This window comes from Rhizobium leguminosarum (genome assembly GCF_001679785.1).
In the GTDB taxonomy this organism is placed as follows: domain Bacteria; phylum Pseudomonadota; class Alphaproteobacteria; order Rhizobiales; family Rhizobiaceae; genus Rhizobium; species Rhizobium leguminosarum_R.
In genome coordinates this window covers 523,616-540,550 of sequence record NZ_CP016286.1, presented here as the reverse complement: position 1 = coordinate 540,550, position 16,935 = coordinate 523,616, and the positions used below count along the sequence as shown (strand labels likewise).

Annotated in this window: 19 protein-coding genes; 5 read left to right on the top strand and 14 right to left on the bottom strand. The window is 62.5% G+C overall.

Annotated elements, in window-relative coordinates; translation table 11 throughout:
• Positions 1-77: 77 nt before the first annotated feature.
• From BA011_RS02930 to BA011_RS02915, 4 genes are all read right to left on the bottom strand, one after another.
• Positions 78-500, bottom strand: coding sequence for a lipA protein (locus BA011_RS02930; RefSeq protein WP_017959685.1), 423 nt, complete (start codon positions 498-500; stop codon positions 78-80).
• Between the two features lie 118 nt (positions 501-618).
• Complete coding sequence (locus tag BA011_RS02925) at positions 619-2,022, bottom strand: sensor histidine kinase (protein ID WP_065279384.1); 1,404 nt, start codon at positions 2,020-2,022, stop codon at positions 619-621.
• The gene (locus tag BA011_RS02920; RefSeq protein ID WP_011651134.1) at positions 2,012-2,683 is read right to left on the bottom strand and encodes a response regulator transcription factor; all 672 of its coding nucleotides are present in this window, start codon (positions 2,681-2,683) and stop codon (positions 2,012-2,014) included. The genes BA011_RS02925 and BA011_RS02920 overlap by 11 nt, the downstream gene beginning before the upstream one ends.
• Positions 2,684-2,738: 55 nt before the next feature.
• Positions 2,739-2,987: a hypothetical protein gene (locus BA011_RS02915; RefSeq protein ID WP_003546763.1), complete on the bottom strand. Its 249-nt coding sequence runs from the start codon at positions 2,985-2,987 to the stop codon at positions 2,739-2,741.
• Positions 2,988-3,359: 372 nt separating this feature from the next.
• Between BA011_RS02915 and BA011_RS02910 the strand changes: the two genes are divergently transcribed.
• Entirely contained in the window at positions 3,360-4,586 is a 1,227-nt protein-coding gene (locus BA011_RS02910; protein ID WP_151343381.1) for an MFS transporter, read from the top strand.
• A gap of 233 nt (positions 4,587-4,819) precedes the next feature.
• On the opposite strand, the gene BA011_RS02900 is transcribed toward BA011_RS02910, so the two are convergent.
• Both BA011_RS02900 and BA011_RS02895 read right to left on the bottom strand, forming a co-directional pair.
• Complete coding sequence (locus BA011_RS02900) at positions 4,820-5,125, bottom strand: Dabb family protein (protein ID WP_012756708.1); 306 nt, start codon at positions 5,123-5,125, stop codon at positions 4,820-4,822.
• Between the two features lie 51 nt (positions 5,126-5,176).
• Entirely contained in the window at positions 5,177-5,881 is a 705-nt protein-coding gene (locus BA011_RS02895) for a hypothetical protein (protein WP_065279381.1), read from the bottom strand.
• A 156-nt stretch (positions 5,882-6,037) separates the two neighbouring features.
• Here BA011_RS02895 and BA011_RS46065 point away from each other — a divergent pair, with 156 nt between their 5' ends.
• Positions 6,038-6,169, top strand: coding sequence for a hypothetical protein (locus BA011_RS46065; protein ID WP_257785305.1), 132 nt, complete (start codon positions 6,038-6,040; stop codon positions 6,167-6,169).
• Positions 6,170-6,278: 109 nt separating this feature from the next.
• Here BA011_RS46065 and BA011_RS02890 read toward each other — a convergent pair whose 3' ends face one another.
• The 4 genes from BA011_RS02890 to BA011_RS02875 all read right to left on the bottom strand — a co-directional run bounded on the left by BA011_RS02890 (position 6,279) and on the right by BA011_RS02875 (position 9,114).
• On the bottom strand, positions 6,279-6,839 hold the full coding sequence (locus BA011_RS02890; RefSeq protein WP_065279380.1) for a TetR/AcrR family transcriptional regulator: 561 nt from the start codon (positions 6,837-6,839) through the stop codon (positions 6,279-6,281).
• 133 nt (positions 6,840-6,972) lie between these two features.
• Positions 6,973-7,422: a DUF1348 family protein gene (locus tag BA011_RS02885; RefSeq protein WP_065279379.1), complete on the bottom strand. Its 450-nt coding sequence runs from the start codon at positions 7,420-7,422 to the stop codon at positions 6,973-6,975.
• Positions 7,423-7,508: 86 nt separating this feature from the next.
• On the bottom strand, positions 7,509-8,441 hold the full coding sequence (locus tag BA011_RS02880; RefSeq protein WP_065282389.1) for a pyridoxamine 5'-phosphate oxidase family protein: 933 nt from the start codon (positions 8,439-8,441) through the stop codon (positions 7,509-7,511).
• 61 nt (positions 8,442-8,502) lie between these two features.
• Entirely contained in the window at positions 8,503-9,114 is a 612-nt protein-coding gene (locus BA011_RS02875; RefSeq protein WP_065279378.1) for a glutathione S-transferase family protein, read from the bottom strand.
• Between the two features lie 143 nt (positions 9,115-9,257).
• Here BA011_RS02875 and BA011_RS02870 point away from each other — a divergent pair, with 143 nt between their 5' ends.
• The gene (locus tag BA011_RS02870; RefSeq protein WP_065279377.1) at positions 9,258-10,151 is read left to right on the top strand and encodes a LysR family transcriptional regulator; all 894 of its coding nucleotides are present in this window, start codon (positions 9,258-9,260) and stop codon (positions 10,149-10,151) included.
• An 18-nt stretch (positions 10,152-10,169) separates the two neighbouring features.
• Here BA011_RS02870 and BA011_RS02865 read toward each other — a convergent pair whose 3' ends face one another.
• The 3 genes from BA011_RS02865 to BA011_RS02855 form a co-directional block, all read right to left on the bottom strand.
• The gene (locus BA011_RS02865; protein ID WP_065279376.1) at positions 10,170-10,538 is read right to left on the bottom strand and encodes a DUF983 domain-containing protein; all 369 of its coding nucleotides are present in this window, start codon (positions 10,536-10,538) and stop codon (positions 10,170-10,172) included.
• A gap of 324 nt (positions 10,539-10,862) precedes the next feature.
• Positions 10,863-12,266 carry a PLP-dependent aminotransferase family protein gene (locus BA011_RS02860; protein WP_065282388.1) on the bottom strand — a complete coding sequence of 468 codons (1,404 nt, stop codon included), beginning with the start codon at positions 12,264-12,266 and terminating at the stop codon, positions 10,863-10,865.
• Between the two features lie 377 nt (positions 12,267-12,643).
• Positions 12,644-13,603 carry an SDR family NAD(P)-dependent oxidoreductase gene (locus tag BA011_RS02855; protein ID WP_065279375.1) on the bottom strand — a complete coding sequence of 320 codons (960 nt, stop codon included), beginning with the start codon at positions 13,601-13,603 and terminating at the stop codon, positions 12,644-12,646.
• A gap of 124 nt (positions 13,604-13,727) precedes the next feature.
• Between BA011_RS02855 and BA011_RS02850 the strand changes: the two genes are divergently transcribed.
• Positions 13,728-14,672, top strand: a complete 945-nt coding sequence (locus BA011_RS02850; RefSeq protein ID WP_027665141.1) for an AraC family transcriptional regulator — start codon at positions 13,728-13,730, stop codon at positions 14,670-14,672.
• Between the two features lie 157 nt (positions 14,673-14,829).
• Entirely contained in the window at positions 14,830-15,735 is a 906-nt protein-coding gene (locus BA011_RS02845) for a S1C family serine protease (protein WP_026158598.1), read from the top strand.
• 70 nt (positions 15,736-15,805) lie between these two features.
• On the opposite strand, the gene BA011_RS02840 is transcribed toward BA011_RS02845, so the two are convergent.
• Complete coding sequence (locus BA011_RS02840) at positions 15,806-16,819, bottom strand: LacI family DNA-binding transcriptional regulator (protein WP_065279374.1); 1,014 nt, start codon at positions 16,817-16,819, stop codon at positions 15,806-15,808.
• Between the last annotated feature and the right edge of the window lie 116 nt (positions 16,820-16,935).

Below are 16,935 nucleotides of genomic sequence, written 5' to 3'. Positions count from 1 at the left end.
AGGATTATGCGCCATTTAAAGTGATAGAGCGTCCTTGGCGCGTCCTGTCGGACGCGCGGCGCTCTATTGGCCGCAATTCAGAGCGGCGACCAACTGCCGTCGTCGTTGCGGCAGGCAGCGCCGCGCACCACGGTATCCTTGCCGTCGACGGTCAGCGTATGGGTATATTGCCGGCAGTTCTGCGAACCGACCTGATAGGGCGCAGCCGCGACCACCTTGCCGGTGACGTCCTTGCCGGTCCAGAGCATCGGCTGGCCGACTGCCGCCCCTTCCAGCGCCCGATATTCCGCCTCGAGCGCCCGCTGCTTGTCGCTGTCGGTCAAGCTCACGCCGCTGCGGCCGACGATGCCGCCCTGGAGCGCGGTGATGAAGGCGGCCGATGCCGAGGGCTTGCTCGAAAAAATGCCGCGCGAAGCGGCACTCTTCGTCGTCGTGCAGCCGGACAGCGCGACGGCGACGAGAAGAGCGGAAACGATCATGCCTTGCGAGCGTAAAATCATTGCGTCGAACCACGATCAGGGGTCAATTTCAGCCGATCGAAGTGCAGCGTCCCCGTGTCAGCATTAAGGCAAAGCATGCTATACATTTGCCAGTATCTTTGTGACATCAAGCAGTTGCTCATGCAACATCCTTTGTGACGCCGGGCAGGATAAGCTTCGCCTTCAGCCCGCCCCATTCACCGCGGGAAAGCTCGAGCCGTCCCTGGTACTCGTTGGAAATCTCGGTGACGATCGAAAGGCCGAGCCCGGTTCCGGGTTTGCTTTCGTCGAGCCTGCGGCCGCGCTTCAGCGCCTCGCGGATCTGGTCCGGCTCCAGGCCCGGCCCGTCATCCTCGACGGCGAGTTCCACCCAGTGGCGGCGCGCGCTCGCCTCCACCCCCTTCACATCCTCGCCGGCCTCGACGGCCGAAAGCCGCACCTTGCTTTTGGCAAAACGCGCCGCATTTTCCAGGAGATTGCCGACGGTCTCCTCGAGATCCTGCTGCTCCATGGCAACGGCCAGATGCGGCGGCGAGACGACGAGATCGAATTCGGTATCGACGTTCAGCCGGCGCATGACGCGCACCAGCCGCTCCAATGCCGGCTCGGCCTCGGTGCGGGCGAGCACGGATTCTCGTTGCGCGGCGATACGCGCCCGATTGAGATAGGACTGCACCTGCCCCTGCATCGCTTCCGCCTGACTGCGCACCAGCTCACCATGGGATTTTTCGAGCACGCGCGCCTCGTTGAGAAGCACGGCGATCGGCGTCTTCAGCGAATGCGCGAGATTGCCGACCTGCATACGTGCGCGCTCGACGATGCGGCGATTGCTGTCGATCAGCGCATTCACCTCGTTGGCGAGCGGCAGGATTTCGCGCGGGAAATCGCCCTTCAGCTGCTCGCTCTCGCCGGCGCGGATGCGCTCCAGCGCGGCACGCGCCTTGTCGAGCGGCTTCAGGCCGTAGAGAATCGCCAGCGCGTTGACGATCAGGCTGCCGACGCCGAAACCGGCGAGCGCCAGATAGAGGCTGTGGGAAAAGGTACGCACGTCGTCTTCGACGACATCGACATTGCCGGTGACGCGGACACGCGCCGCGCGGCCGTCGGTATCGAGCACCACTTCGGTTTCGGCCACCTGCACGCGGTTCCCGGAAGCGTCCGTCACCTGATAGTAGCGCTCGTAATTCTTGTCGAAGGGCGCCTCGACGACGGAGGGAACCGGAATGAGCGCCGAGCCGAGCGAAGGCGACACCAGCGGTGCGCTCGTATAGGTGCCGAGCGGCTCCACCACCCAGTACCAGCCGGTCTTCGGCTGGGCAAAACGCAGGTCGCCGAGCTGCGGGCTGCCGCTGAGAGCGCCCTGATCGCCGATCGTCACCGAATTGATGACGTTGTAGAGCTGCGCCCGCAACAGATCCTGGAAACCGCGTTCGGCGCTCTTGCGGTAGAGGGTGGAGATCAGCAGACCTATCACCACCAGCGCCACCGTCGACCAGACCGTGGTCAGCAGCAACACACGTGCGGTGAGCGACTTAATTCGCATGTTTCGGCGCTTGGATACGGTAACCGAGACCGCGCACCGTTTCGATCAGATCGACCCCCATTTTCTTGCGCAGGCGGCCGACGAAGACCTCGATCGTGTTGGAATCACGGTCGAAATCCTGGTCGTACATATGCTCGACCAGTTCCGTGCGCGAAACGACCTCGCCCATGTGGTGCATGAGATAGGAAAGCAGGCGATATTCGTGCGAGGTCAGCTTCAGCGTCGCGCCGTTGACCGTCGCCTTCGAGGATTTGGTATCGAGCCGCACCGGCCCGCAGATGATCTCGGATGAGGAATGCCCGGCCGCCCTCCGGATCAGCGCCCGAATGCGGGCCAGCACTTCCTCGACATGGAAGGGCTTGGTGACGTAGTCGTCGGCACCGGCGTCGATGCCGGCGACCTTGTCGCTCCAGCGGTCGCGCGCCGTCAGGATCAGCACCGGCACGCCGCGGCCGGCGCCACGCCATTTTTCAAGAACGGTGACCCCGTCCAACTCCGGCAGGCCGATATCGAGGATGATGGCGTCATAGGGTTCGGTGTCACCGAGGAAATGGCCTTCCTCGCCATCGAACGCCTGGTCGACGACATAGCCCGCCTCCTTCAGCGTGTCGGCCAACTGCCGGTTCAGATTCACGTCGTCTTCGACTACCAGGATGCGCATCGGTCCGCCTTCGTCCGCTTCAAATCAATCAATGTCCTGAATAAGCCGATTCAGCCTACATCGGAACCTTTACCGTGACTTTGCGTGGGCGCTGTCCATTGCCCTGCACAAGAACGGTGATGATGCAGGTATCGCCCACCGGTTGCACGGACAGGAGCTGGCCGCCGGTCTGCTCGACGACCTGGGCTGCGGCGGCGCTGCAATCGCCTCCGATACGCACGACAAAAGTGCTCGCGGCGTCCGGTGAGGGCGCCGAAACCACCAGTCCGGCGGCCAATGCTGCGACGCTCAGAGGAAAGGCCATGTGTTATGCTTTCAAGGTAATGCCAACTTGCCCCGAATATGTACTCACGCGACCTGAATGGCAAATGAATGCGCTGTAATGCAGGGTGTTTAGAACTGTTCTCGACTGTTCGGGGCAGCCGATTTCAGCGCCTGTAAACCGCCGCCGCAGCAAGCTCCGGCGGCCGCCGCTGCGTCCAAAGCGATACCCTTGGCTTTGGGATCCCGCATTCTTCATTACCTCCGGTAAAGGCGGGAAGCCGACGGGACCGACACCACAGTCTTTGTCTGCGAATCGGCCGCGATCTTCTGATTCCAGCCGACCGCAGCTTTCACCGGTCGGTTGAAACTGTTATGTCTTGCTGCCTCCACATTTCAGACCGCTTCAGCACCAATGCCAAAATCCTCCCGCTTCCGCTCGGCGCAGTCGGTCACCGTCCTTGCCGTTACCCAGCTGATCGGCTGGGGCACGACCTTCGACATGCTCGGGGTCATGGGCCGCGTCGTCGCGCCGGATCTCGGCCTGGCGAACGAAGTGGCATTTGCCGGCCTGACGATCATGATGGTGGTCAGCGCCATCGTCGGTCCGGCGACCGGCCGATGGCTCGGCCGCTATGGTGCTGCCCGGGTGCTTTCGGCTGCCTCGCTGATCTTTGCGCTTGGCCTGCTTCTGCTGGCTGCCGCAAACGGCATCGTGCTCTATGCCGGCGCCTGGATCATCATCGGCATCGGCGGCGCGTTCGGCCTCTCGGCACCGGCCTATACCGCCGTCGTCGAGCGCGAAGGGGCGAACGGCAAACGCGTCATCGCCATCCTGATGCTGTTCACCGGGCTTTCGAGCGCCATCTTCTGGCCGATCCTCAGCCTGCTCAACGAGGCGGTCGGCTGGCGCCTCACCTTCCTGGTCTGTGCGGCGCTGCAATTCTTCGTCTGCCTGCCGCTGCATCTTTTCGCCCTGCCGAAGCCGATCGCAACACATGTCGACGGCGGCACAGCCGAAATCGCTGCGGTGCCGCTGTCGAAGGCCAAGCAGCGCAAAGCCTTTCTGCTGATCGCCGCGGCAACGACGATCTCGACCTTTGTCACCTTCGGCATCTCGCCATCACTGCTTGAAATCTTCCGCCAGTCCGGAGCTTCGCCCGCCTTTGCGCTGCAGCTCAGCTCGGCACGCGGCGTCCTCGGCATCTCCGCGCGTTTCCTCGACATGCTGCTCGGCCGGCGCGGCAACCCCATGCTCAGCGCGGTCATGGGGATCAGCCTGATGATGATGAGCTTCCTGATCATGCTGGTCGCCAGCCCGTCGACGCCGCTGCTCGTCACCTTCGTCCTGCTCTACGGGTTCGGCACCGGCGTCATGACCGTCGCCCGCGCGCTGCTGCCGCTGGCGCTGTTCTCACCGCGCGAATTCGGCCTGCAATCGGCGCGGCTGTCGCTGCCGCAGAACCTCGCCAACGCCGTCGCCCCCGTCATCTTCACCGCCATCCTCGACCGCGCCGGCACAGGCCCGGCGCTCGCCGCCTGCGCCGTTCTGGCTGCATTGTCGCTCATCTTCGTGCTGATGCTGATGGCGCTTGTGCGCGGCGCCCGTGCATCGGAATCAGCCATTCTCAATATTTCCTGATTATCATCCACGCATGGACGAGAGCGGCTTTCCGTCCACCCGCTGCGGCCGGCCCTACCATGAACAAGCAGCCGCTTTTGACGAATCTTTTGAATCGCTTGCCGCCGCTTTTTCGAAAATTGAGTCCGGCGGCTCAGAAATTGACCCAGCTTCGCGATGGTCCGAATCCGGAAAACCATCCATCCATTTGAAATTCAACGGAATGTAGCTTTGCGGCCGGATGCTTGCGGAATTCAGAGCGGCCGCGTCACCGCCGTGCGGTTATCGTAGTCGGCGGCGATGCGCTTTTCCCGGAGCGGCCGCACGCGATCGATCGAGAGCTGATAATCGGGATGCGCCTTGTAGGCGGCAAGGGCCGCCTCGTCGTCGAATTCGCCATAGACCACGAGATCGATCTCGGTGCCCAACTGATCGGTCTTCACATTGGTGCCGATTTCCAGCAGCCGCGCGTGCGGAATTCCGGTCAGTATAGAAAGCCCGGCCCTCACCTCCTGCAGATGTTCCTCCTGCACGGTGAAGAAGACGATATGACGGATCACGCGGAAGCTCCTGTCAGATTTATCAAAATGATGGAGCGACCCTGGCGCATCCTATCGGACGCGCCGCGCTCCAAGTTTCAGCCGGGCGATAGCATGCGCGCCCCAGGCCTTCAACCGCACGAGCATGCCATGGGCCGCATCGGGACGTATCGCCGCATCGAAGACCATGGCATAGGCGGCGAGCTTTTCCGCCCGGTCTGTGCCATTGACGATGCGGCGCGCATTCACCCAGTCCGCGGTCGTCGCGTTCAGGTGATCGGCGAGCTTGTGGCCGGTAAAGCTGCCCTGCAGCATGCCCTCGATCAGGATCGTCACCGCCGCATCCATATCCATCGCCCGGTCGGGGTCGGCAACGAGGTCGATCCCCGTCAGCACACTCATCGCCTCGTAGTTTCGCTTGTGGGTGAGCTGCACCAGGCCGCGTCCGAGCCAGCTGCGACCATCCTCGTCCGGCCGCCAGTAGGGCGTTTTCACCCAGGAGAGCCGGCCTGCGGCAAAGGCCGTCTCGAGGATCTCGACCGCGCGCACATCGCTTTCCGCCAGCGTCTCGCGCACCGGCTGCATCGTATAAGCGGTCTCGTGGTAAGCGGTTGCGAGGATATAGGCGAGCCACCGCCGGTCGGCATGGGCAAACCGTTCTTCCCAGGCGTCGAGGATCGCCGTGATACCCACTACCTGAGGCTGCGTCAGATCTCCCTTGAAGAGTCCGTGCCGCACAACATCGAAAAAGAATGCCCGGTCCATGTGGACAACCATTCCGCGCTTCCCTCAAATATCAAGGTTAAAACTATCTTAATCGATTAAATTCAATTTAATCGTTTAAAGTGTTTAAGCCACTGATTTACACGCCTTTTGTCTTGTGCAATGCATCTTCCTGCCCTGAAGCCTTACCACGAAAAGAGGAGACTTCCGATGCAGACATCCGCCAATGCCCCAACCACCATTCCCCAGCATGTCGTCGACCAGATGGAAAACGAATGGCGCCAGGTTCGCCCTGAACGGGAAAATACGCGCCCGGCCCAGCAGCCTCAACAACAACGCTGAAATAGACGCACAGCGGTACCGATGGAAGCTCGAGCGCCGCCCCCGCGCCCGATCAATGCCCCGGCCAGTCACTCGTGGCCGGGTGATTTCCCAGCGGTTTGACCGCCCTTCATCGCAGTACAGCATCAAGCCGTTTCGCCAGCGTGTCCAAGGACCGGGTGAAAACCATCCTGTCGTCCAACGCACGCGACAGCACCAGCGCGCCCTGAATACCCGCGACGCCCTCCTCGGCGAGCGTTTGCGCCTCCCCCTCAGGGCAGCCTGCCCGCATCAGCGCCGAGCGCAAGGCGTCGATCCAGCGGATGAAATAATCGCCGATCTCTGCCGAAAACCGCTCGCGGGTTTCGTCAAGCGCGAAGGCGCCGACGAGGCAGATGCGGCGGCCGGAGCGGAAATAATCGTTCACATTCGTCCACATTGCCGCGATCGCCTCACGGGCGTCGTCCTTTCTCAGCGGCTGATAGATCGCATGTTCGAACCAGGCATCGACATCGGCGAGCACGGCGCCCGCCATCTCCTCCTTGCCGCCGGGGAAGAAGTGGTAAAGGCTGCCCTTGCCGATGCCGGTGCGTTCGGTGATGCGGCTGAGCGACGTGCCCTCATAACCGAGCTCGCGGAAGATTTCGGCGAGCAACGGCACGATGTCGGCGCGTTCGTAGACGGTCTTCACCCGCAGCTCTCCCTAATGCTTCAGAGCATGATGCCGAAAAGTGTGAGCGGTTTTCGGACGACATCATGCTCTAACTATCTAATTTAGAACAGGATTCAGATTTTAGGCCGGCCCGGCCTAAAATCATCCTGTTCTAGAGGCCGAGTTCGGTCAGACCGGGATGGGCGTCCGGCCGCCGGCCGAGCGGCCAATGGTACTTGCGCTCCGATTCCCGGATCGGCAGGTCGTTGATGCAGGCGAAGCGGCGCTGCATCAAACCGGCGGCGTCGAATTCCCAGTTCTCGTTGCCATAGGAGCGGAACCAGTTGCCGCTGTCATCGTGCCATTCATAGGCGAAGCGATGATCGGTGAAGGCCCAGATCTCCTTGACCAGCCGGTAATCCAGTTCCTTTGCCCATTTGCGGGTGAGGAAGGCGACAATCTCGGCGCGGCCGGTGATGAATTCGGCGCGGTTCCGCCAGCGGCTGTCCGGCGTATAGACGAGCGAGACGCGCTCGGGATCACGGCTGTTCCAGCCATCCTCGGCAAGACGAACTTTCTGGGTGGCGGTCTCAAGGGTGAAAGGCGGGACGAGGCTGGACATAGGTTCTCCGGGGCGCTCCTGTACTGAATGGTTATCATTGTACTGATCGGTACAATGCTTGGCAAGCCGCGTGGAGACGGTATTTCTCAAAGGCCGGGAGGCCGGCTCCACCGCAGCGGCAGGGCATCCGGGCGAAGCACGATCTCTTCCGGCGTGAAACGCCACAGCCGTTCCGCCCGTTGAAAGGCGGCGACCTCGGGTGAATCCAGCAGCACCTCGACCCTGCCCGTCATCTGCAGCATGTCGCCGGTTTCGAAATCGATGAAGACCAGCCCCGCCTTCGGATTGACGAGGAAATTGCCGAGCGTGTTGAAGAACCGATTGCCGGGAAAATCGGGAACGATCAGCACGCCGTCGGCGCCGACACGCACGAAGCCGGCATTGCCGCCGCGATGGGACACGTCCACCTGCCGCTCGCCATTCTCCCGGTCGACATAGGAGGCGACAAAGAAGGTATCCGCACCCTCGATCATCCCTAGCGCCCGATCGTCGAGCTGGCCGGAGTGAAGCGGCAGCATTGCAGTCGGCATATCGGGATCGCGGGCGAAGGCGGAAGAGCGAAGCTGGATATATTGCGGGCAATTGCCGAAGCTCTGGCCGACGCGCACCTGGAATGCTCCAGCGTCCTTCCTGCGGATCACGCCGTTCAGTCGGTTGCGCCGCCGGGTCTCGAGCTGGATGCCGAGCATCGCGATCGCGTCGCCATCCTCCATGCCGGCATCGGCAGGATCGGCTGCGTCGCGCGGCAGGCGGACCTCGAGAATCTCCGGCTCCAGCGAAGCCATGAAACCCGGGCGCTCGGCCCGCACCGTTGCCCAGACATCGCCCTTGGCATCGACGGCGCCGAGCACGACGAAAGGCAGCATCGGAAAGAAGGCGCGGTGCTGCTCCGGCATGGCCCTGCGGACGAAATTACGGCCCGGCCCGTCCATGCGTTCAGCGACACCGACGCTGCGCTGCATGGCGAGTTCGCCCGCATGCCAGGGCGATGTGGCGTCCTGTCTTGTCTGTTCCAGCATCACGGCCTCCTTCAGGGCGGCATTTGGGGGAACCGGGGCAGCGACCTGCCCCGGCGGCTTGTCACGCGGCAAGGCCGATCTTGGTCTTGCGAAAACCGACGAAACCCGGCAGCGCCTCAATGCGCGCAAGCCAGGCACGAAGGCTTGGATAGGCCGAGATATCGACATTACCCTCCGGCGCATTGGCGATGTAGCTGTAGAGCGCGATGTCGGCGATCGCAGGATTGTCGCCGAGCAGGAAGCTGCGGCCGTGGAGCTCCGCCTCGATCAGCGCCAGAATGCGGTGCGCCCGGGCGATCACCTCGTCGGTGCGGAAATCGGCGCCGAAGACGGTGACCAGGCGCGCGGCACATGGCCCATAGGCGATCTCGCCTGATGCAACCGAGAGCCATTTCTGTATCCGCGCCGCGGCCACCGCCTCTTCCGGCAGCCAGTCGGTGCGGCCGTATTTGCGCGCGAGATAGACGAGGATGGCAGAGGAATCGGCAATGACCGTGCCATTGTCGTCGAGCACCGGCACCTGGCCAAAGGGATTGAGCTTCAGAAAGTCCGGCGCCTTGTGGGCGCCTGCCGCCATGTCGACCTCGACCAGTTCATAGGGCACGCCAAGCAGCGACAGGAACAGGTGAGCCCGGTGGGCATGGCCGGAAAGCGGGTGGTGATAGAGTTTCATGATGGTTCCTCTGGTCTTCTAATCGACGGGACGCGGTTGGCGATGGCCGCTTCGAACCATCTGCGGCATAATTTACTGCCTTCCATCTGGCTGCAGTAGAATGCTAATCTGGGAGGCATCTTACCAATTCATGGAAAGATAGAATGGACCGCCTCGACGCCATGAGCGTGCTTCTTGCCGTTGTCGAACAGGGCAGCCTGTCGGCCGCCTCACGGCATCTGCGATCGCCGCTCGCAACCGTCAGCCGCAAGGTTTCGGAACTGGAAGCCCATCTCAACGCCCAATTGCTGCAACGGAGCAACCGGAAGGTCACGCTGACGGAAGCCGGCCGCTCCTATGTCGAGGCGGCGCGGGAAATTCTTAATCGGGTGGAAGAAGCGGAACGGACGGCGGCCGGCGAATACAGCGCCCCCAAGGGCGAGTTGACGATGACCGCGCCGATCGTTTTCGGGCGGCTGCATGTCCTGCCTGTCGTGGTGGATTTCCTGAAAGCCTATCCCGATATCAATCTGCGGCTGATGCTTGGCGACCGGCTGTCGAACCTCGTCGAGGATCACATCGACGTGGCTCTCAGGATCGGCAACCTGCCGGACAGCAACCTGATCGCCACAAGGCTCGGCGCGATCCGCCGCACGGTCTATGCCAGCCCGGATTATCTGACACGGCACGCCCTCCCGCGGCACCCAGGCGATCTCGCCGGGCATGACTGCGTCACCTTCGAGGGCATGGCCTCGATGCTGAGCTGGACATTCACCGAGGGGAAACATGATCTCACGGTGCCGATCCGCTCGCGGCTTGCCGTCAACACCGCCGAGGCCGCGGTCGATGCGGCTGTCGCCGGCCTCGGCATCACCCGCGTGCTCTCCTACCAGGCCGCACGCGCCGAGATGGCCGGCCTGCTGGTGCCGCTGCTCCAAGATTTCGAACCGCCGCCGGCGCCGGTGCATCTCGTCTATCCCACGCAGGGACTAGTGCCCCTGAAACTGCGGGCGCTGCTCGATTTCGCGACGCCGCGCCTGCGCGCGACGCTGAAATAGGCCCTATAGAATCTGGATCTAGGCGAGCTTGCCCTCTTCCGCCTTGTAGAAATACTGGCTGGCCACCAGCCAGCCCTTCAGCGGCCGCAGCGGCGGAATGCAGGTGGCGAGCATGAAGGGACCGGTGACCAGAAGCTGTACCCAGATCGGCGCCGAAAAGGCCACCTCCAGCCAGACGCCGAGCAGCACGCTCGGGACGCAGGCGAAGCAGATGACGAAGAAGGCCGGACCGTCGGCCGGATCGGCGAAGGAGTAATCGAGACCACAGACCTCGCATTCCGGCTGCAGCGTCAGGAAGCCCTTGAACATATGGCCCTGGCCGCAGCGCGGGCAGCGCCCCTTGATGCCGGTCTGCATCGGAGGAAGTGGGGGATATTCCGTGTCCATGACGATCTCGCTTTCCTGCTCCGCAAACGTCGATACTATCAATATCTGCAATGACTGCATTCAAAATAATTACATTATAGAGAAATTACCAGTCAATTCGCCAGAATGCCGCAGAGCTCCCCAGCGCATGCCGGCAGCAAGCTGACTGCAGATTTATCAAGCAGCATTTGGGGCGCAGCCAGGCCTGGCAGCCAGGGCGGATCAGCCGTGAAGGTGATGGTGGTGAGCGTGACGGTTACGCTTCGCTCATGCCCCGATAGATCTGGGCGCGACCGATCTGATCTCAACCGCTCGTGCCTGATCAGCTCGGAGCTGGGCTCTGTGTCAGAAGAACGACGCCGCCATTTCCGGCGGACCTTCCAGCGCGTGGGCCATGAATTCCAGTGCTCCCTGCAGTTTCTCCCGGGTGATCGGTCCGCCAAGGCAGACACGCACGGCCTCGGGTGCCGTGCCCTCGACTGTGAAGGCATCGCTTGCGACGACGCCGATGCCGGAAGAACGGGTATGGCTGCCGAAGGTGGAGCGGGTCCAGCCGTTGGAGAGTGGCAGCCAGATGTTGAAACTGATGGGATCAGCGCGGTAGCTGCCGGCCGGCAGGATGGCGGCGACCATTTGCTGACGGGCGGCGGCCTCGGCACGGATGAAACGCAGGATCGTATCGGCGGTGCCGTCCTCGACCCAGCGGGTGGCGAGCGCCACGGTCAGTGGCGAGGCCATAACATTGTTGGCGCGCATGGCGCTGACGAAGGGCCACACGGCCTTGCTGTCAGGCGCCACGACATAGGCAAGTCGCAGGCCCGCGCCGATGCATTTCGCCAGTCCGCCGATATGCCAGGTCAGATCGGGCGCTGTTGCGGCGAGCGGCGCCGGGCCGTGCTGCGGAATGAAACCATAGGCATCGTCCTCGACGATCGGCACGTGATATTTGCGGGCAACGGCGCAGATCTCCTCGCGGCGCCGGGCCGGAATGGTCAGCGTCGTCGGGTTCTGCAGCGTCGGATTGAGATAGAGCGCCTTCGGCTTCAATCTTTCGCAGGCCTCGGCAAAGGCGTCCGGCAGGATACCGTCCTCGTCCATCGGCAGGCCCGTCAGATTGAGCCGCAACTGGGCGGCGATCGAGCGCATGCCGGGATAGGTGATGATTTCCGAAAGCACGGTCTCGCCCGGTTTTGCCAGCAGGCCGAAGATCGCCAGAAGGGCCGGATGGGCGCCGGGTGTGACGAAGATGCGCTCCTGCGAGGGCACCAGCCCGCGACGGCTGAGCCAGGAGGCAGCAGCCTCCTTGTCCATGCTAGAGCCGCCGAAGCCCTGGTAGCGCAGGAGTGGAATTAGGTTCGCCGTCACCGCCGACATGCCCTCGCGCATGCGGGCGATCAGCTCGGGGTCGTCCGTTTCCGGCGGCATGTTCATCGAGAAATCGACGATGGAGGCGCGGCGGGGATCGGGCGCAGCGTCGGGCGTCGATCCCTGGCGCTCCTTGTCCGCGCCACCGGTAACGAAGGTGCCTCGGCCGACATGCGAATCCACAAGCCCGCGCTTCTGCGCCTCGACATAACCTCTCGCCACCGTCGTGAAATCGACATTCAGCCGCTTGGCGAGTTCGCGTTGCGGCGGCAGCCGGTCCCCAACCACCAGATGTCCGCTGCGCAGATCCATTTCGATCACATCGGCGATCGCCATATAACGCGGACTGCTGCTGCGGCTGAGATCGGGATGCCAGTCTTTCATGTCATGATCCGTGTCGGTCTGATTCCTGATGAGATTGACCGTATATTGTTGCACAATGCCGCTGTCACGAAAAATGTCGCGCGCCAAGTCCGGAGAACGACGCAAGACGGAATGGCGCAGCTTTTGCGCTTGCCTTGATACGTTTTAATGACGGATTGTCGCCGGACTTGACTGCTATCTGCGCAAATACAATCTGGCACGGCGACCGCGCCGTCGCAGGCCGATTTCGGCGGCGTGTGTGCCAATGACGTGCTGACGATCCGCTCGGCTTGCCGATCGGGCTTTCACCCGAGAAGGCCTGCGTGAGGCGCGAGGACGGCAAGACAATCGCTGCGTCTTCAGCGCGCCTTGACGAGGGTTTGCGGCGCGCTATGGCTTCAGGCGTACGCCGCGAAAGCGTCAATGCCGGTCAGCCTTGCCGACAAGTTCCACAGGCGTGCCGCCTCCTCGGGATCGGCTGCATGGTCGCTGACGCCGCCGGGTTCTCCAACCGTTGCGCGGACGGCGATATCGCAATCCTCGCAATAGAGGCCTCCCATACCGTCGAGTTGCGGCGAGGTCGCCGCCCAAACCTGCGTCGCGGCCCCCTGGGATGGCGTCTTGAATGTCGGATCAATCGGGTTGCCGTCCGCATCGATCCAGCCGGCACTGACCATTTCCTCCTTTGCGAGATGGCGCTGCAAGGGGGTAAAGATCTTGCCCGGGTGCAGCGAGAAGGCACGGATGCCGGTGTCGCGCCCGAGCCTGTCGAGATGCACGGCGAAAAGTGCGTTGGCGGTCTTCGACTGACCGTAGGCCCGCCATTTGTCGTAACCGATCTCGAATTGCACATCCTCCCATCGTATGGCCGAGTTGTGATGGCCACCGGAGGAAACCGAAACGATGCGAGCGCCGGGCGAGATCGCCGGCCAAAGGCGGTTGACCAAGGCGAAATGGCCGAGATGATTGGTCGCGAACTGTGCCTCCCATCCGTCGCCGACACGCGTTTCCGGGCAGGCCATGATGCCGGCGCTGTTGATCAGAATGTCGATGCTGCGGCCAGATGCGACGAACCGCTCGGAAAAGACGCGAACGCTTTCGAGGTCGGAAAGGTCGAGCCGATCAATCTCTACGCCATCGATATCGGCGACCGCGCTGCGCGCCGCCTCGATGCTCCTTGCGCCGATGGTTACCTTGGCGCCGGCGCCCGCCAGAGCGCGCGTGGTCTCGAGCCCGAGGCCGGAATGGCCGCCGGTGACGATGGCGCGCTTGCCGGAAAGATCAAGACCGGCCAGAACCTCGCCGGCCGTCGTGTGGGCTCCAAATCCGGAGCCGATGGGGACTTGTTTGTCATTCATGATATTTACCTTTGTTCTGCGACGTTGCCCTCGCTCGGGATGACGGTCGCGAGAATAAGGCGTGGTCTCCAGACGATCCATGCGCTAAAGTCCGATATCTCTTCGCCATCGTCCGGATTTTTACATGGACCCGTTATCCGATGTTCTCGCATTGCTCAAACCGCGCAGCTATGTTTCCGCGGGGCTTGACGCTGGCGGCGCTTGGGCGATCGATTTTCCACCCCCTGATGGCATCAAGTTCAACGCGGTGATTTCAGGCGCCTGCTGGCTGAGCGTCGATGGCGTTGCCGAAGCTGTCCGCCTGGAGGAAAGCGACTGCTTTCTGCTGACGAGCCGCCGAGCCTTTCGTCTCGCCAGCGATCCGGCGCTCGAAGCGATCCCGTCCGATGCGATCTATTCGATCGCCCGCGACGGCATTGCGACTTGCAATGGCGGTGGCGATTTCTTCCTGATCGGCAGCCGTTTTTCCTTTTCGGGAGGAAATTCGGATATCCTTCTCGGAATCCTCCCACCGATCGTCCATGTGAAGAGGGATTCCGATCACGCCACCGTGCTACGCTGGTGCCTCGATCGGATGACGCGCGAATTGCGCGACCAGCAGCCGGGTGGCTTTCTGATGGCGGAGCATTTTGCTCATGTCATGCTCATGCAGGTGTTGCGCCTCCATATCGCGTCGCCGAATGCGCGCGGTGTTGGCTGGCTTTTCGCGCTTACCGACCGACGGATCGGTGCGGCTATCGGTGCCCTGCATGCCGATCCAGCCCGCAAGTGGACCTTGCAGTCGCTGGCTGAACGGGCCTCGATGTCCCGGTCCAGTTTTGCTCTCCACTTCAAGGAAAAGGTTGGGCTTGCGCCGATGGATTATCTGACGCGCTGGCGCATGCTTCTCGCAGGTGACCGATTGACAAACTCGGCCGAAGCAATTGCCGGTGTCGCCCTGTCGCTCGGTTATGAATCCGAAAGCGCATTCAGCACCGCTTTCAAGAGAGTGATGGGATGCTCGCCGCGGCAATATGGTCGCGCTCAGCCGCCCGCCGGTGCCATGCGAGATAGTCTCGGCGCTCAGTGAAACCTTGATTGGTGCAGGCATCGGAGGGAGGTCGCGCGTTGGCCTGCCGAAATTCCCTCCGATACGGTCTTGCACCCGCCGTCCATTCTCTTACCTATTCAAGGAAGAATGCGCCGGATTTCGGCCTTTCGCGCCGGCGTCTATCGGGATGAAAAGTATGAATATCGATCCGATTTTGCGGTCAGTCGTGGCCGTCCGTTCCTCCATTCCGGAAGATGCCTTCACGGCGGAGACGCTGGGCACTGTCCGGGAAGGCAGCGGCGTGGTCATTCGCGACAACGGGCTGGTGCTGACCATCGGTTATCTCATCACCGAGGCCGAAGAGGTCTGGCTGACGACCCATGACGGGCGCGTGGTTCCCGCGCATGCGCTTGCTTATGATCAGGAAAGCGGCTTCGGCCTGGTCCAGGCGCTTGGGGCCTTGAATGCGCCGGCGGTGGATCTCGGCGACGCGGCCACGGCCAAGCCCGGCGATCCCGTCGTGCTGGCCGATGGCATCGGAGAATTCGTCGAGGCAAATATCGTCGCCCGACAGGAATTTGCCGGCTATTGGGAATATCTGCTCGACGAGGCGATTTTCACAGCACCAGCCCATCCCTCATGGGGCGGCGCGGCCCTGATCGGTTCGGACGGCAAGCTTCTCGGCATCGGTTCGCTTCGCCTGCAAATGAGCCATGGCGACGAGGTTGCCGATATCAACATGGTCGTGCCGATCGACCTTTTGCCGCCGATCCTCGACGATCTCTTGAACCGGGGCCAGGTCAACAAGCCGCCGCGGCCCTGGCTCGGCGCCTTCTCCGCCGAGAGCAATGGCGGCGTGGTAGTCATGAGCGTGGCCGAAGACGGCCCGGCCGCCCAGGCGGGCCTGCGTCAAGGCGATATCATTTCGGAGATCCGCGACGAAGAGGTCGATGGCCTGGCCGATTTCTATCGCAAGCTCTGGAGCAGCGGCCCCGCCGGCGCCGAGATCCCCATGCGTATCCTCAGGAACGGCCGGGAAGCCTGGCTGCGCATCAAATCCGCCGACCGCAACAGCTTTCTTAAGAAACCGCAGCTGCAGTAAGGTCGCGCCGGCGTCGTGAAAGCCGCTGGGCGCCCATTCGAGCGGATTGTCCGGGCATCCTCATCCCGTCTCAGAGATTTTCCGGTGTGATCGTCAGGAAGCGCACCGGCTCGGCGCTGACCTCCACCTCGATGAGGCCCAACCTGTTCAAGGCAAGATCTATCGATCGCCTCGCCTGCACCTCCGGCGCCTGGTCGAGCACGATCGACATGATGCCGCGGCGGAGATAGTCCTGCGTCTGCTCGGTCAGTTCATGGCCAACCCAGAAAGGCCGCCCAGTCTTGTTGGCTGCGAGCACCCTGGCAACCCCCTTGTTGTCGCCGCCGGCGCTATAGACGCCGATAATGCCGGGTTCGCGCCGGAGGGCCGCTTGCAGCAGTTCGATGGCATTGTGCTCGTCATCGAGGTCGAACATGACCTCGATGAAACGATGTTCGTTTGCGCCCTCATTCGAAGCGTTGTCCGAGAGATAGCTGGAGAAGCCGCGGATCCGCTCCTTATGGTTCTCATAGGCGCCGCTGTGGCAGAGAGCGACGAACGAACCGGGGCGCTGCGCCAGCATGCCCGACATGTAGTGAGCCGCGGTGCGTCCGGCAGCATAGTTGTCGATGCCGACATAGGGCAGTTCAGGGGCCGGACGGGTCATGATCTGGACGACGGGAATGCCGAGACCGGCCGCCTTGCGCACGCTGGTGACGACATCGGCATGGTCGGGCGCAACCACGATCAGCGCCGACCGGCGTGCCGTCGGGTTGGCGATGTAGCGGGCGAATTGCGCCGGTTCGTTCTCGCGGACGAAGGTGCGGTGAACCACAATGCTGTCGTCGAGCGAGGCGGCAATGCGCTCGAACGCCCGGTTCAGACGCGAATAAAAACTGGTCTCCGGACGAACGAGGATCACCTCTATCCGGATCAGGCCGCGATGGGCGACCGGCAGGCTTTGCCGGTATTCAAGCCGTCTTGCCGCCAGGAAGACTTTCTCCACCGTCTCCGGCCGTACGCCGCCGCGGCCGTTGAGGACGCGCTCCGCGGTCGCGGTGCCAACGCCGGCCTGCGTCGCGACATCCTTCAAAGTCACCTTCATCAGGGCTCATCCACTCCCAAAGCTGCCACAACAGAGCATCGGTCTGCTGTGCGGTCAATGATCAAATTTGATCAAGGAAGCATTGGAGCATGGGGGCACTGCAGCAGTATCGTGCT